Raw genomic sequence first — 14,599 nt, forward strand, 5'->3', positions numbered from 1 at the left:
TGATCCCGGCGTGCTTTTGGCCGGGATCGCCCGGGAGATCCCGGCCAAAAGCACGCCGGGATCATGGTGGTTGCGAGCCGGGATCATGGTGGTTGCGAGCCGGGATCATGGTGGTTGCGAGCCGGGATCATGGTGGTTGCGAGCCGGGGTGATGGAAGGGGCTGGGCGGCAACCTCAGTCGACGATGGCGATGCCGTCGATTTCGACCAGCATTTCCTCGCGGGGCAGGCCGGTGAAAACCGTTGTGCGCGAGGGGAGGGCGCCATTGGTGGTGTTGGCCTCCACGAAGGCGCCGTAGGCGTCGTTCATGAGGGCGAAATCCTCGCGCTTGGTGAGGTAGACGCGCAGCATCACCACGTCGTCGAATGTGGCGCCGGAGGCTTCGACGATGGCCTTCACGTTCTGCAGGGTGCGGGTGGTCTGGGCGGCCACGTCGCCGGGGTGGAGGTATTCGTTGGTGGCGGGGTCGACCGGGCCCTGGCCGGATACCTGGACGAAGGGGCCCTTGCGCACGCCCTGGGAGAAGGTGTGGGCGGGTGCCGGGGCGTCGGTGGTGCGGACGGCGATCTTATCGGTCATGGTGGGCCTTTCGGGTGTCGGGGCTCGGGTTCCAGCCCAGCTCGGTGGAGACGGCGTCGGCGGTCGCGCGCACGCGCGGGAGCAGGCCGAGCACCTGGTCGTGGTCGAGCAGCATGTCCGGCACCGACACCGACACCGCGGCGACGACCGTTCCGGTGCCGTTGCGGATCGGGGCGGCGATGCAGTTGACGAAGCTCTCGTGCTCCTCGTTGTCCTCCGCGAAATCCTGGGCCGCAACGGTTTCCAGCTCGGCCAGGTAACGCTCGGGGGTGCGGATGGTGCGGTCGGTGAACGGGTGGTAGTCCAGCTTCTCGGCGATCGCGCGCCACTGCGTGCGCGGCTGCGCGGACACCAGCACCTTGCCGACCGCCGTGCAGTGCAGCGGCGCGGGCCGCCCGACCCGCGAATACATCCGCACGCTCTGGGTGGCGTCCAGCTTGTCGATGTAGATGGCCTCCCCGGACTCGTAGGTGGCCAGGTGCACGGTCTGCCCGGTGGCGGCATTGAGCGCCTCCAGGTGCCGCCGCGCCACGGTGCGCACGTCCCTTCGCTCCAGCGACCGGTTGGCCAGCTCGAACAGCCGCGCGCCCAGCGTGTACCGATGCCCGCTGTCGTGGGTGACGAACCGCTGCGCCTCCATGGTCTGCAGCAGCCGCAACACCGTCGACTTGTGCACGCCGAGCCGGGTCGCCAGCTGGTCCAGGGTCTTCGCGTCCTCGCCGAGCTCGACCAGGATCGTCAGCGCGCGCTGCAAACTCTGACTCATGCGGTCCCCTCTGTCATGACGCCACGTCCTCGGCGATCGCCGGGTATCGTATGCGCGCCCACTCCGAAGCCGGTGCGGCGGCACGGGATTCGAGGCGGGGCAGCGGCGGCAGCTCGGCGATGTCGCCGGTGCCGGTCAGCGCCGCGGCCGCGCACAGGTGGCCGAAGCGCAGCAGCTGCTCGTGCGGGCGGCTCAGCAGCAGGGCGCCGAGATAGCCGCCCGCGAAGGCGTCGCCCGCGCCGATCGCCTCGGTCACCTCGAGGCGCAGGGCCGGGACCTCCCGCTGCTGCGCGCCCAGGAATCCGGTGACCGAATGTCCCGCGTTCTTCACCACCAGATGCCGTGGCTGCGGGAACATCTCGCGCAGCCGCGCGGGATCGCCGCTGCCGAAGACCGTTTCGGCCTCGTCCGCGCCCAGGAACACCACGTCGCTGCCGCGCACCTGCCGGGCCAGGATGTCGGCGGCCGACTCCTCGCGCCGAAGCCACAGCGCCGCACGGTAATTGAGGTCGAAGCTGACCAGGCGGCCGCGGCGCGGCAGGGCCACCAGCGCGTCGGTGAGCGCGGTGGCGGTGGGGGACAGGGCGGTGGTGATGCCGCTGTAATGGATCAGCTCGCAGTGCCGGAGCACCTCGTCGGCGGCGATCAGATCCTCCGGCGCGAGCGCGCTCGCCGCGGAACCGGCGCGGTAGTAGAGCATCCGGCTGGCCCCGGCCGCGAGATCGGTTGCCGCGGTGGACCCGCCGCCGCGCTCCTTGACATAGATTCCGGTGGGCCGGGCGGGATCGGTGTGCACGGCCGTGGTGTCCACGCCGCGCTCGCGCAGCTGTCGCACCAGGTAGCGGCCGAAGCCGTCGTCGCCGACGCGGGAGATCCACGCCGCCGCCACGCCCAGCTGGGCCAGCACGACGGCGACATTCGCCTCGGCGCCGCCTGCGGTGCGTTCGAAGGCCGGGGAGTCCTCGAGCGGGCCGGGGCGCGCGACCAGCACCGCGAGCCCCTCGCCGACGGTCACCGCGCGCGGATGAGCCCGCGTCGGGCAGGTCACACCAACCTCCTTCGAATGCTTGCGGCTATCGGTCATCCCGTGCAGAATAACCACGGCAAACACAATACGCAATCGACGTTGCGAAATATGCAATAGACTTCGAACATGGATGACGCCGTCATGCGTATGTCGGTGAGACGGAGGAGAGGAGCGCCGTGGCCATCGACAGCGACGGGAACGCGGACCTGGCCGAGGGAATCGACACCGAGGCCGTGGCCGCCCTCGACGATTTGGTGCTGGGGCCGCAGCACAAATCCCTCCCGCCCACGGCGTGGGGCCGCACCGCGCGCGAATTCCTCGCCACCGCACCGTCTCTCGACGATCTGCAGACGCCGTTGCTGACGCTCGACCGCGCGGCACTGGATTCCAATCGCGCGGTGATGGCCGACTGGGCTGCGGCGGCGGGTGTTCGGCTGGCTCCGCACGGTAAGACGACGATGGCCCCGCAGCTGTGGGCCGAGCAGCTGGCCGCCGGAGCATGGGGCATCACGGTGGCGACGGGCTGGCAGGCGCAGGTGGCGCGGTCGTTCGGGGTGGCCCGCATTCTGCTCGCCAATGCGCTGGTCGATCCGGTCGGAGTGCGGTGGGTGGCGGCGGAATCCGCGCGCGATCCGGGGTTCGAATTCCTCAGCTGGGTCGACAGCGTCGCCACCGTCGAGCGGATGGAGCGGGCGCTCGCCGACGAGCCCGCGGGGGTGCGGCTGACGGTGCTCGTGGAACTCGGTGGGGCACACGGGCGTACCGGTGCGCGCGGGATCGACGCGGCGCTCGCGGTCGCCGAGGCGGTGCTGCGCTCGCCGCGGCTGGAATTGGCCGGTGTCGCCGGATACGAGGGGGCGTTCGCGCACGATCGCAGCCCCGAAGCCGTTGCCGCCGTGCGCGGTTACGTCGACGAGCTGGTGCGGCTGCATCGGGCGCTCACGGGCAGGTATCCGCGCGGCGCGGTGGTCACCTGCGGTGGCAGCTCGTTCCCGGACCTGGTGGTCGAGCAGCTGGCCGCGCTGGCGGACGAGGACGGCGCGCGCGGCGTTCCGACGACGGTGGTGCTGCGGTCCGGCGCCTACCTCGCCCACGACGACGGCTTCTACGCCGGGATCTCACCGCTGGCCGCCCCGCGCGCCCGGCGGCCGCTGCGCTCGGCCATGCACGGCTGGGCGCGTGCGATCTCGCATCCGGAGCCGGGGCTGGCGCTGCTCGACGCCGGCAAGCGGGACCTGCCGTTCGATGAGGGACTGCCGGTGCCGCAACGTCTTTCGGGAGCCGCGGACGCGGTGCCGGTCGGCGCGCACGTGTCGGCGCTCGCGGACCAGCACACCTTCCTGCGGCTCCCGGAGGGCGGGGAGGTACCGGTCGGCAGCGTGGTGCGCCTGGGTCTGTCGCACCCGTGCACGGCCTTCGACAAATGGCGGCTCGTCCCGGTGATCGACGACGCCGACGCCGCCCGGCCGCGGGTCGTCGGCCTCGTGCACACGTTCTTCTGAGACGGCGGACGGCATGAGACGCTTACTGTTTCGCGGAGTCGACATCGTCGACGGCTCCGGTGCGCCCCGCTACCGCGGCGATGTGGTGGTCGCGGACGGCCGCATCGCCGAGATCGCCGGGCCGGGTGTGATTTCCGGCGCCGACCGCGTCATCGACGGCGAAAATCTGGTGCTGGCACCGGGTTTCATCGATATGCACGCACATTCGGATCTGCATCTGCTCACCGAGCCCGGTCACTTCGCCAAGCTCAGCCAGGGCGTGACCACCGAGGTGATCGGCCAGGACGGCCTGTCCTACGCGCCGATCGACGAGCCGACCCTGGCCCTGGTGCGCCGCCAGATCGCGGGCTGGAACGGCAATCCCACCGATCTGGACTTCTCCTGGCGCAGCGTCGCCGACTACCTGGACCGGCTGGACCGGGGCATCACCCCGAACGCGGCGTACCTGGTGCCGCAGGGCACGCTGCGGCTGCTGGTCGTCGGCCCGGAGCAGCGCCCGGCCACCGCCGACGAGATCGCGCGCATGCGCGAACTTCTCGCGCGGGGACTGTCCGAGGGCGCGGTGGGCATGTCCAGCGGGCTCACCTACACGCCCGGAATGTACGCCGACACAGGGGAATTGGCGGCACTGTGCGAGGTGGTGGCGCAGTACGGCGGCTTCTACGCCCCGCACCACCGCTCCTACGGCGCGGGCGCGCTGGCCGCCTACGCGGAGATGATCGAGCTCGCCCGCACCACCGGCTGCGCCGTGCACCTGACCCACGCCACCCTGAACTTCGGCGAAAACCGCGGGCGCGCACCGGAACTGCTCGCCATGATCGACGCCGCGCTCGCCGACGGCTGCGATATCAGCCTGGACACCTACCCGTATCTGCCCGGCTCGACCACGCTGTCGGCGCTGCTGCCGAGCTGGGCGCACTCGGGCGGGCCCGAGGCCGCGCTGGCCCGGCTGGCCGATCCCGCCGAGCGGGCGCGCATCGCGCTCGACGTCGACGTCAACGGCTCCGACGGCTGTCACGGCGTGACCGTCGACTGGGAGACCATTCAGATCGGCGGCGTCGGCAATCCGGAGCTGAACTTCGCGGCCGGGCGCAGGATCACCGAACTCGCCGCGGCACAGGGCATTCCGCCGGTCGAGGTGTTCTTCGACCTGCTGCGCCGCGATCAGCTGGCCACCACCATCCTGCAGCACGTCGGGCACGAGGAGAACGTGCGCGCCATCATGCGGCACCCGCGGCACATGGGCGGCAGCGACGCCATCCTGGTCGGCGCGCGGCCGCACCCGCGGGCCTGGGGTACCTTCCCGCGCTATCTCGGCCACTACGTGCGCGAGCTCGGGGTGCTGGGCCTGGAGGACTGCGTCCACCATCTGACCGGCCGTCCCGCGTGGCGGCTGCGGCTGCGCGAGCGCGGGCTGATCCGCGTCGGCTACGCCGCCGACCTGGTGCTGTTCGATCCCGCGACCATTGCCGACACCGCCACCTTCGACGACCCGAAGCGGCAGGCGCACGGCATCGTGCACGTGCTCGTCAACGGCGAATTCGCGCTGGACGATGGCGCGCCCACCGGTCGGCTGGCCGGTCGCGCCCTACGCTTGGACCCCGCCCGGAAGGAGACCCGTTGACCACCGCACTGGATGTGATCCGTGCCGACCGCGTGCTGACCGTGGTGCGCGCCCCCCGCATTCCCGACCCGCTCGCCCTGGCCGAGGCGCTGGCCGGATCCGGAATCCGCACGGTGGAACTGACTTTCACCACGCCGGGCGTGCTCGACGCGCTGCGGGCGGCCTCGGGATCGGCGCGGGCCGTGCTGGGCGCCGGGACCGTGCTCACCGGCGATCAGGCCGCCGCCGCCATCGACAGCGGCGCGCGCTTCCTGGTCACCCCGGGCATCCGGGCCGAGGTCGCCGCGGTGGCGCTGCGGCGCGACATTCCGGTCGTCATGGGCGCTTTCACGCCCAGCGAGGTCATGCAGGCGCTGGACCTGGGTGCGGCGGCGGTGAAGATCTTCCCCGCCCGCGCGCTGGGACCGGGCTATCTGAAGGATCTGCTCGGGCCGTTCCCCGACACCGCGTTCATTCCCTCCGGCGGCGTGAACGCCGCCAACGCCGCCGACTTCCTCGCGCACGGCGCGGTGGCCGTCACCGCGGGCACCGATGTGGTGGCGCCCGCCGCCGTCGCCTCGGGCCGGTGGCCCGAGATCGCCGCGCGCGCAGCGGCATTCGTTCGATCCATGAATTGAGGTACCGCCATGGCCGTCAGCGTCGACTGGCTGCGCACGACCACCCCCGGGCTGCTGGTGCTGTGCGGTCTCGCGATCGCCGTCCTGCTGGTCGCGATCATTCGGTTCAAGCTCGAGCCGTTCATCGCGCTACTGCTCACCGGCCTGCTGCTGGCCCTGGCCGCCGGGCTGCCGGTGAACACCATCGTCGGCACCGCCCTGAAATCCGGTGACTCCCTGCTGGAAACCGGATTCGGCGGCATTCTCGGCCATATCGCGGTGATCATCGGACTGGGCACCGTGCTGGGCGCCATCCTCGAACGGTCCGGCGGCGCCGACGTTCTGACCGAGCGGCTGCTGAAACTGTTCGGCCCCAAGGGCGCTCCGGTGGCGATGGGTCTGCTGGGACTCATCTTCGGCATTCCGGTGTTCTTCGATATCGGTATCTTCGTGCTCGCGCCGCTGATCTGGGTGACCGCCAAGCGCGGCGGGCGGTCGCTGGTGCTGTACGCGCTGCCGATGGTGGCGGGCCTGTCGATGACGCACGCGTTCCTGCCGCCGCACCCGGGGCCGGTGTCGCTGGGCGGGCTGCTCGGGGTGAGCCTGGGGTGGCTGATCGTGATGGGATTGGTCTGCGGGCTACCGGGATTCGTCGTCGCCGGTCTGGTGTGGGGCAACTTCATCGGCAAGCGGATTCATATCGAGGTGCCCGAGGAGTTCCTGGTGCGCCCGGCCGACGAGGGCCGCGGAAACAGCCCGGTGCCCCGGGCCGGGCTGATCGAGACGGACGAGTCGGCGGCGAAGACCGACACGGGATCGACTGCGACGCTGGAGAAGTCGCTGCCCTCGGTCGGCACCATCGCGGTGATCATCGGCATCCCGCTGATCCTGATCCTGGGCGCCACCTTCGGCAGCCAGGCGCTGGCGAAGAACTCGACACTGCTGCAGGTGCTGACCTTTCTGGGCACGCCCGCCGTGGCGCTGCTGATCGCGGTGCTGGTGGCGTTCTACGTGCTGGGCATGCGGCGCGGCTCGACGGTGCAGGAGCTCGGCGCGATCACCGCCGAATCGCTGCGGCCGGTGGGCATGCTGCTGCTGGTGGTCGGCGCGGGCGCGTTCTTCGGCAAGGTCATCTCCGCCACCGGCATCGGAACGGCGTTGGCGCACACCATGTCCGAGGCCGGGCTGCCGGTGATCTTCCTCGCCTACCTGATCAGCTGCGGCCTGCGCATCGCCCAGGGCTCGGCCACCGTCGCCATCGTCACCACCGGCGGCATCGTGGCTCCCCTGCTCCCCGAACACCATTACTCACAGATGTCGCTGGCCCTGATCGCCATGGCCATCGCCGCCGGGTCCATCGTCCTCAGCCACGTCAACGACGGCGGCTTCTGGATGATCTCGAAGTTCTTCAACCTCACGGTGAAACAGACCCTGCAATCGTGGAGCGTGCTGGAAACCGTTCTGTCGGTGGTGAGCTTCGCGGTGGCGGCGGTGCTGTTCGCCCTCGTGAGCTGACGCGGCTCACGAATCGGTCACCAGGGCTTGCACATCCGCGTAGCTCGGGATGCCCGGCGGCAGCGAACCGCCGTCGCGGACGGCGCGGGCGGTGTCCACCGCCGCCGCGAGGGCGGCGCGGAAAGGCAAGCCACCCGTACTGATTCGGCGCACACCCAGTGCGGCGTATTCGGCCACCGAGGGGCCGCCGGGCAGGTACAGCATGTTGACGGGCAACGGCACCGCGGCCACCACCTCGCGGATGCGCTCCGGGTCGCGCACGCCGGGCACGAAAATGCCGTCCGCACCGGCCTTTCGGTACGCCCGCATCCGGTCCAGGGTCGAGGCGTGGTCGACATCGAGCCAGTAGGTGTCGACCCGGGCGTTGACGAACAGATCCGGCGCGCGCTCCTTGACGGCGGTGATCAGCTCCGCCTGGGCGGCCGGGTCGTGCAGCGTGTTGCCCGATCGGCCGTCCTCCAGATTGATTCCGGCGACACCGATGTCCGCGAGCGTCGCGGCGACCTCGGCCACCGCCCGCGCGTCCGCGCCGAAACCGGCCTCGATATCGACCGTGACCGGCACCGGCAGCCGGACCAGCAGGCGCGCCACGGCGAGCGTGACGTCGCGGGCGAGACCGGCGGCGTCCGCCAGCCCGGCCGCCGCGCTGACGCCCAGGCTGGTGGTGCCGATGGCGGGGAAACCGGCGGCGACCAGCGCCGCGGCGGAGGCGAAATCCCAGGCGTTGGGCAGCACGAGCGGTCGATCGCCGTGGTGCAGGCTGCGGAACAGGTCGGTGGCGGTCATCGCGATCCTTCGAGTATTCCGGCGGCCAGGGCGAGCGCGTGCTCGCGGCCGGGGCACGCGTGCGGGCCCGCCCCGAACGGTAGTCCGACGGCGGCGAGATCGAGTTCGGTTATCGCGCCGTCGATTACGCGGCGGGTGCGCACCGGCGGGGGATCGGTGGCGAGGACGCGATCGAGCACTTCCCCGGCGGAGCCCGTTGCGTCCGTGTTCCGGGCACGCTCGAGCAATGCGGTCGTGGCCGCGCAGGATTGGAGCAGCACCGCGATCCGCGCCGCCGTCACATCGTCGGCGCTCCCGCCGCAGGCGGCGACGAGTTCGCCGACGGCCCGGTCGGTCTCGGGAGTTAGGGGTGCGGGCGGCAGATACCCGGTTGCGGCGGTGGCCACCACTTCCGGCGAGATATTCTGCAACCCAAGTGATTCGGCGAGGATACGGACATGAGCGAGCGGTTGGTGGGCCACGGCGCGCACGCGCTCGCGCAGGTCTGCGGGCGAGACCCGGCGCAGCTCGGCCTCGATCAGCTCGCGCCGCCGGGTGTGCTCGGGGCCATGGCTGAAGCGAGCGACCCGGGACCGCAGCCACGCCATGCCCACCGCCGCCGCGGGCACCGGGGGCACCGGGGCCGTGTCGAGGGCGGCGCGGACCGCGATCGGATCGGACAGCACGGCCCGGGTCGGGCCGGTCACCGGAGGGGGACTGTCATGCATGCCCCGACCATAGGATTCGAATACTTCGGCGGGCGCCGAACAATTCCCGTTGGCAGGACAGGTGAACTCTCGAGGTCGACTTGCCCACCCGTGTGTGAATGAGCTTGCACGATCGTGCATAATCATCACATGGCGGATGCGAGTGGGCCCGGAGTCCGGGTCGCGGTGGCCGGTGCGAGCGGATACGCGGGCGGTGAGGTCCTGCGCCTGCTGCTGGGGCACCCGGCCCACCGATCCGGGCGCCTCGAGATCGGGGCGCTGACCGCGGGCTCCAACGCCGGTTCCCTCCTGGGCGAGCTGCAACCACACCTGCTGCCGCTGGCCGATCGCGTGCTCGCCGAGACCACCCCCGAGGCCCTCGCCGGGCACGATGTGGTGTTCCTGGGCCTGCCGCACGGCCAGTCCGCGGCCATCGCGCGGGCGCTGCCGGAATCGACCGTGATCATCGACTGCGGCGCCGACTTCCGGCTCACCGACGCCGCCGCCTGGGAGAAGTACTACCGGACCCCGCACGCGGGCAGCTGGCCCTACGGGCTGCCGGAGCTGCCGGGCGGGCGGGAGGCCCTGCGCGGCGCGACCCGGATCGCGGTCCCCGGCTGCTACCCGACCGTGTCGAGCCTGGCGCTGGCCCCGGCCGTCGCGGCGGGCATCGTCGAGCCGACCGTGCATGTGGTCGCCGTCAGCGGCACCTCCGGCGCGGGCCGCAAACTCGATGTGGGTCTGCTGGGTTCGGAGGTGATGGGCTCGGCGCGCGCCTACGGCATCGCCGGGGCACACCGGCACACCCCGGAGATCGCGCAGAATCTGACGGCGGCCGCCGGTACCGACGTGACGGTCTCGTTCACCCCGGTGCTCGCGCCGATGGCGCGCGGCATCCTCGCCACCTGCACCGCTCCCGTGCGCGTGGACGCCGCGCAGGCCCGCGCGGTGTACGAGAAGGCCTACGCCGACGAGCCTTTCGTGCATCTGCTGCCGGAAGGCGTACTGCCGCAGACCGGTTCGGTGCTCGGCTCCAATGCCGTCACCCTGCAGGTGGCCGTGGACGCCGCGGCCGGGCTGCTCGTGGTGGTCGGCGCGATCGACAATCTCACCAAGGGCACCGCGGGCGCCGCGGTGCAATCGATGAACCTGGCGCTCGGCTTCGACGAGACCGCCGGCCTTTCCACCGTAGGAGTGGCACCGTGACATCCACCGACAGCCCGGCAGACAGACTGGTGCGCAGCCAGGGCGTGACCGCCCCGCTCGGCTTCCGCGCCGCGGGCCTCGCCGCCGGTATCAAGAAGAGCGGAAAGCCCGATCTCGCACTGGTTTTCAACGAGGGCCCGGAGTACGCCGCGGCGGGCGTGTTCACCCGTAACAAGGTCAAGGCGGCGCCGGTGCTGTGGTCGCAGCAGGTGCTGTCCGGCGGGCACGTGCGCGCGGTGATCCTCAACTCCGGCGGCGCCAACGCCTGCACCGGACCGGGCGGGTTCCAGGACACCCACGCCACCGCCGAGGAGCTGGCGAAGGCGTTGAGCAACTGGGGCACCGAGACCGGCGCGGGCGAAATCGCCGTCTGCTCAACGGGTCTGATCGGCGACCGGCTGCCCATGGACAAGCTGCTGCCCGCCGTCAGCGAGATCGTGCACGAGATGGGCGGCGGGCTGTCCGGCGGCACCGACGCCGCGCACGCCATCATGACCACCGACACGGTGCCGAAGGAGGCCGCCTTCCACCACCGCGCCAAATGGAACGTGGGCGGGATGGCCAAGGGCGCGGGCATGCTGGCGCCGTCGCTGGCCACCATGCTGGTGGTGCTCACCACCGACGCCGTCGCGACCTCCGCGCAGCTGGATATCGCGCTGCGCCGGGCGACCCGGCTCACCTTCGACCGGCTCGACGTGGACGGCTCCTGCTCCACCAACGACACCGTGCTGCTGCTGGCCAACGGCGCCAGCGCGGTCGCGCCCACCCAGCAGGAGCTCGACGCCGCGGTGCTGGCGGTGTGCGACGATCTGGCCGCGCAGCTGATGGCCGACGCCGAGGGCGTCACCAAGCGGGTGCTGGTCACGGTCACCGGCGCGGTCAGCGAGGACGAGGCGCTGATCGGCGCCCGGGTCGTCGCGCGTGACTCGCTGGTGAAGACGGCGCTGTTCGGCTCCGACCCGAACTGGGGCCGGGTGCTGGCCGCGATCGGCATCGCGCCGATCGAGCTGGACCCCGACCGCATCTCGGTGTCGTTCAACGGAAATCCGGTGTGCGTCAACGGTGTCGGCGCACCCGGCGCCCGCGAGGTCGACCTGTCCGGCGCGGATATCCAGGTGCTCGTCGACCTCGGCCTGGGCGAGGGCTCGGCCACCATCCGCACCACCGACCTGTCGCACGGGTACGTGGAAGAGAATTCGGCCTACAGCTCATGAACTACGCACAGCGGCAATCACTGTCGGAGCTCGACGTGACGCTGCGGCTGTCGGCGGTGGACAAGGCGCACGTCCTGGCCGACGCGCTGCCGTGGTTGCAGAAGTTCCGCGACAAGGTCGTGGTCGTCAAGTACGGCGGCAACGCCATGGTCGACGACACGCTGAAGCGGGCGTTCGCCGCGGACATGGCCTTCCTGCGCACCGTCGGCGTGCATCCGGTGGTGGTGCACGGCGGCGGCCCGCAGATCACGGCGATGCTCGACAAGCTGGGCCTGCGCGGCGAATTCCGCGGCGGCTTCCGGGTCACCACGCCCGAGGTGATGGACGTGGTGCGGATGGTGCTGTTCGGTCAGGTCGGCCGCGAACTGGTGGGCCTGATCAACGCGCACGGTCCGTACGCGGTCGGCATCTCCGGCGAGGACGCGCGCCTGTTCACCGCCACCCGCCGCACCGTGCTCGTCGACGGCGCGCCCACCGACATCGGCCTGGTCGGCGACGTCACCTCGGTGAATCCGGAGGCGGTGCTGGATCTCATCGGCGCGGGCCGCATTCCGGTGGTCTCCACCATCGCGCCCGACGCCGACGGCGTGGTGCACAACATCAACGCCGACACCGCCGCCGCGGCCCTGGCCCAGGGCATCGGCGCGGAGAAGCTGGTGATGCTCACCGACGTCGAGGGCCTGTACACCCGCTGGCCCGACCGCTCCTCGCTCGTCACCCGAATCGACGCCGCGGCGCTGGCGGCCCTGCTGCCCAGCCTGGACGCGGGCATGGTGCCCAAGATGGAGGCATGCCTGCGCGCCGTCACCGACGGCGTCCCGACCGCCCACGTCATCGACGGCCGCATCCCGCACTCGGTGCTGCTGGAGATGTTCACCGGGGAGGGTATCGGCACGATGGTGACCCCGGCCGCCGATCAACAACCGCGTACCGCCACAGGAACGAGAACACCATGAGCACAAGCGAATTGCAGCAGCGCTGGGAGTCGGCGCTGATGAACAACTACGGCACGCCCAAGCTGGCGCTGGTGCGCGGTTCCGGCGCGGTGGTGTGGGACGCCGACGGCAAGCAGTACCTCGACTTCCTCGGCGGTATCGCCGTGAACATCCTGGGGCACGCGCATCCGGCGATCCTGGCGGCGGTGGCCGAGCAGCTCGGCACGCTCGGGCACACCTCGAATCTGTATGTGAACGAGCGGACCGTCGAACTGGCCGAACGGCTGCTGGCCCACTTCGGCAACGGCGACGGGCGGGCGTTCTTCTGCAACTCCGGCACCGAGGCCAACGAGGCGGCGTTCAAGATCGCGCGGCTGACCGGGCGGCGCAAGATCGTCGCCTGCGAGGAGGCGTTCCACGGCCGCACCATGGGCTCGCTCGCGCTGACCGGGCAGGCGTCCAAGCGGGTGCCGTTCGATCCGATGCCGCCCGGTGTGGTGCACGTGCCCTACGGCGACGCCGACGCGCTGGCCGCCGTGGTCGACGAGGACACCGCCGCGGTGTTCCTGGAACCGATCATGGGCGAGAGCGGCGTGGTGGTGCCGCCGCCGGACTATCTGGCGAAGGCCCGCGCCCTCACCGCCGACAAGGGCGCGCTGCTGGTGCTGGACGAGGTGCAGACCGGGATCGGGCGCACCGGACACTTCTACGCGCATCAGGCCACGGGCATCGTGCCGGATGTGATCACCCTGGCCAAGGGGCTGGGCGGCGGGCTGCCGATCGGCGCGACGCTGGCGAACGGCCGTGCGGCCCAACTGCTCACGCCCGGCCTGCACGGCACCACCTTCGGCGGCAACCCGGTCTGCGCGGCCGCGGCGCTGGCGGTGCTGCGCACCATCGACGAGTCCGACCTGCTGGCGCACGTGCAGGCGCTCGGCAAGACGCTGGTCGACGGCATTACCGACCTGGGGCATCCGCTGGTCGATCACGCACGCGGCGCGGGCCTGCTCATCGGTATCCAACTGACACAGGATGTTTCGGCGCGGGTGGAGGAATCCGCCCGGGCGGCAGGATATCTGGTGAACCCGGCCAAGCCGAATGTGATCCGGCTGGCGCCGCCGCTGAACCTCACCGAGGAGCAGGCGCAGCGCTTGCTGTCCGACCTTCCCGGCATCCTCGATGCCTCGACCCCCGAGGATGACCAATGACCGTCCGCCACTTTCTCCGCGACGACGACCTGTCCCCGGCCGAACAGGCCGAGGTCCTCACGCTGGCAGCGGAATTGAAGGCCGCCCCGTTCGCGCACCGCCCCCTGGCGGGGCCCCGCGGGATCGGGGTGATCTTCGAGAAGAACTCCACCCGGACGCGGTTCTCCTTCGAGATGGGTATCGCGCAGCTCGGCGGGCACGCCGTGGTGGTGGATGGCCGCGATACTCAGCTGGGGCGGGAGGAGACGCTGGCCGATACCGGGCGGGTGCTGTCGCGCTATGTGGACGCGATCGTATGGCGGACGTTCGAGCAGTACCGGCTCGATGAAATGTCTTCGGCCGCAACGGTTCCGGTGGTCAATGCGCTGTCCAACGAGTTTCATCCGTGCCAGGTGCTGGCGGATCTGCTGACGCTGAAGGAGCGTCTAGGTGACCTCACCGGCCGCACTCTGGCCTACTTCGGCGACGGCGCCAACAATATGGCGCATTCGCTGCTGCTGGGCGGCGTGACGGCCGGGTTGAACGTAACCATTGCCGCGCCAACGGGTTTCGAGCCTTACGACTGGGTGGTCGAGGCTGCTCGCAAGCGTGCGGCCGAGACGGGAGCGACGGTCACCGTCACCGACGATCCCCATTCCGCCGCTACCGGTGCGGACGCATTGGTCACCGATGCCTGGACATCGATGGGCCAGGAGAACGACGGCCTGGACCGCGTCGGCCCGTTCCGCCCCTTCCAGGTGAACGGCGACCTGCTGTCCCGCGCCGCCTCCGATGCCGCCGTGCTGCATTGCCTTCCGGCTCATCGCGGCGACGAGATCACCGACGAGGTGCTCGACGGCCCGCACAGCGTGGTGTGGGACGAGGCGGAGAACCGGCTACACGCGCAGAAAGCGCTACTGGTGTGGTTGCTGCGCAAGAGCGAAGGCGAGGCGGCGTGAGCAACGCCGGAAGTTCG

Annotated in this window: 14 protein-coding genes; 9 read left to right on the top strand and 5 right to left on the bottom strand. The window is 70.9% G+C overall.

Translation table 11 applies throughout. The features are described from left to right. Window positions 1-174 precede the first annotated feature (174 nt). From HPY32_RS09255 to HPY32_RS09265, 3 genes are read right to left on the bottom strand one after another with little or no spacing between them, the layout of a single operon-like run. Window positions 175-579 (bottom strand): RidA family protein, encoded by a 405-nt coding sequence (locus HPY32_RS09255; protein WP_067591267.1) that lies wholly within the window; start codon window positions 577-579, stop codon window positions 175-177. Then, window positions 569-1,345 carry an IclR family transcriptional regulator gene (locus HPY32_RS09260; RefSeq protein ID WP_067591264.1) on the bottom strand — a complete coding sequence of 259 codons (777 nt, stop codon included), beginning with the start codon at window positions 1,343-1,345 and terminating at the stop codon, window positions 569-571. Before HPY32_RS09260 ends, HPY32_RS09255 begins: the two co-directional genes overlap by 11 nt. Window positions 1,346-1,358: 13 nt before the next feature. Further along, entirely contained in the window at window positions 1,359-2,393 is a 1,035-nt protein-coding gene (locus HPY32_RS09265) for a sugar kinase (protein ID WP_231951759.1), read from the bottom strand. A gap of 161 nt (window positions 2,394-2,554) precedes the next feature. Here HPY32_RS09265 and HPY32_RS09270 point away from each other — a divergent pair, with 161 nt between their 5' ends. The 4 genes from HPY32_RS09270 to HPY32_RS09285 are packed head-to-tail and all read left to right on the top strand — an operon-like array spanning window position 2,555 to window position 7,609. Then, entirely contained in the window at window positions 2,555-3,874 is a 1,320-nt protein-coding gene (locus HPY32_RS09270; RefSeq protein ID WP_067596069.1) for a type III PLP-dependent enzyme domain-containing protein, read from the top strand. Window positions 3,875-3,887: 13 nt separating this feature from the next. Further along, entirely contained in the window at window positions 3,888-5,498 is a 1,611-nt protein-coding gene (locus tag HPY32_RS09275; RefSeq protein WP_067591261.1) for an N-acyl-D-amino-acid deacylase family protein, read from the top strand. Beyond that, the gene (locus HPY32_RS09280; protein WP_067591258.1) at window positions 5,495-6,115 is read left to right on the top strand and encodes a bifunctional 4-hydroxy-2-oxoglutarate aldolase/2-dehydro-3-deoxy-phosphogluconate aldolase; all 621 of its coding nucleotides are present in this window, start codon (window positions 5,495-5,497) and stop codon (window positions 6,113-6,115) included. Before HPY32_RS09275 ends, HPY32_RS09280 begins: the two co-directional genes overlap by 4 nt. 9 nt (window positions 6,116-6,124) lie before the next feature. Further along, window positions 6,125-7,609: a GntP family permease gene (locus HPY32_RS09285; RefSeq protein WP_067591254.1), complete on the top strand. Its 1,485-nt coding sequence runs from the start codon at window positions 6,125-6,127 to the stop codon at window positions 7,607-7,609. 6 nt (window positions 7,610-7,615) lie between these two features. Here the strand turns inward: HPY32_RS09285 and HPY32_RS09290 are convergent, their stop codons facing one another. Together HPY32_RS09290 and HPY32_RS09295 are read right to left on the bottom strand one after the other, a co-directional pair. Continuing rightward, on the bottom strand, window positions 7,616-8,395 hold the full coding sequence (locus HPY32_RS09290; protein ID WP_067591251.1) for an isocitrate lyase/PEP mutase family protein: 780 nt from the start codon (window positions 8,393-8,395) through the stop codon (window positions 7,616-7,618). Continuing rightward, a complete protein-coding gene (locus tag HPY32_RS09295) occupies window positions 8,392-9,102 on the bottom strand; it encodes a cytochrome P450 family protein (protein ID WP_197696567.1) in 711 nt (236 codons plus the stop codon). The genes HPY32_RS09290 and HPY32_RS09295 overlap by 4 nt, the downstream gene beginning before the upstream one ends. Before the next feature lie 129 nt (window positions 9,103-9,231). Here HPY32_RS09295 and argC point away from each other — a divergent pair, with 129 nt between their 5' ends. The 5 genes from argC to argF are packed head-to-tail and all read left to right on the top strand — an operon-like array spanning window position 9,232 to window position 14,582. Continuing rightward, window positions 9,232-10,287 carry an N-acetyl-gamma-glutamyl-phosphate reductase gene (gene argC / locus HPY32_RS09300; protein ID WP_067591248.1) on the top strand — a complete coding sequence of 352 codons (1,056 nt, stop codon included), beginning with the start codon at window positions 9,232-9,234 and terminating at the stop codon, window positions 10,285-10,287. After that, window positions 10,284-11,501 (top strand): bifunctional glutamate N-acetyltransferase/amino-acid acetyltransferase ArgJ, encoded by a 1,218-nt coding sequence (gene argJ / locus HPY32_RS09305; RefSeq protein ID WP_067591245.1) that lies wholly within the window; start codon window positions 10,284-10,286, stop codon window positions 11,499-11,501. The genes argC and argJ overlap by 4 nt, the downstream gene beginning before the upstream one ends. Continuing rightward, complete coding sequence (gene argB, locus HPY32_RS09310; RefSeq protein ID WP_067591242.1) at window positions 11,498-12,457, top strand: acetylglutamate kinase; 960 nt, start codon at window positions 11,498-11,500, stop codon at window positions 12,455-12,457. Before argJ ends, argB begins: the two co-directional genes overlap by 4 nt. Next, a complete protein-coding gene (locus HPY32_RS09315; RefSeq protein ID WP_067591239.1) occupies window positions 12,454-13,644 on the top strand; it encodes an acetylornithine transaminase in 1,191 nt (396 codons plus the stop codon). Before argB ends, HPY32_RS09315 begins: the two co-directional genes overlap by 4 nt. Further along, window positions 13,641-14,582 carry an ornithine carbamoyltransferase gene (gene argF / locus HPY32_RS09320; protein ID WP_067591236.1) on the top strand — a complete coding sequence of 314 codons (942 nt, stop codon included), beginning with the start codon at window positions 13,641-13,643 and terminating at the stop codon, window positions 14,580-14,582. Before HPY32_RS09315 ends, argF begins: the two co-directional genes overlap by 4 nt. Window positions 14,583-14,599 lie beyond the last annotated feature (17 nt).

Source organism: Nocardia terpenica (genome assembly GCF_013186535.1).
Lineage (GTDB): Bacteria > Actinomycetota > Actinomycetes > Mycobacteriales > Mycobacteriaceae > Nocardia > Nocardia terpenica.

Bases quoted from the DNA above. Each gene is read 5' to 3' on its own strand.
- HPY32_RS09255 (WP_067591267.1), bottom strand. From the start codon at position 579: ATGACCGATAAGATCGCCGTCCGCACCACCGACGCCCCGGCACCCGCC.
- HPY32_RS09260 (WP_067591264.1), bottom strand. From the start codon at position 1,345: ATGAGTCAGAGTTTGCAGCGCGCGCTGACGATCCTGGTCGAGCTCGGC.
- HPY32_RS09275 (WP_067591261.1), top strand. From the start codon at position 3,888: ATGAGACGCTTACTGTTTCGCGGAGTCGACATCGTCGACGGCTCCGGT.
- HPY32_RS09285 (WP_067591254.1), top strand. From the start codon at position 6,125: ATGGCCGTCAGCGTCGACTGGCTGCGCACGACCACCCCCGGGCTGCTG.
- HPY32_RS09290 (WP_067591251.1), bottom strand. From the start codon at position 8,395: ATGACCGCCACCGACCTGTTCCGCAGCCTGCACCACGGCGATCGACCG.
- HPY32_RS09295 (WP_197696567.1), bottom strand. From the start codon at position 9,102: ATGCATGACAGTCCCCCTCCGGTGACCGGCCCGACCCGGGCCGTGCTG.
- argC (WP_067591248.1), top strand. From the start codon at position 9,232: ATGGCGGATGCGAGTGGGCCCGGAGTCCGGGTCGCGGTGGCCGGTGCG.
- argB (WP_067591242.1), top strand. From the start codon at position 11,498: ATGAACTACGCACAGCGGCAATCACTGTCGGAGCTCGACGTGACGCTG.
- HPY32_RS09315 (WP_067591239.1), top strand. From the start codon at position 12,454: ATGAGCACAAGCGAATTGCAGCAGCGCTGGGAGTCGGCGCTGATGAAC.
- argF (WP_067591236.1), top strand. From the start codon at position 13,641: ATGACCGTCCGCCACTTTCTCCGCGACGACGACCTGTCCCCGGCCGAA.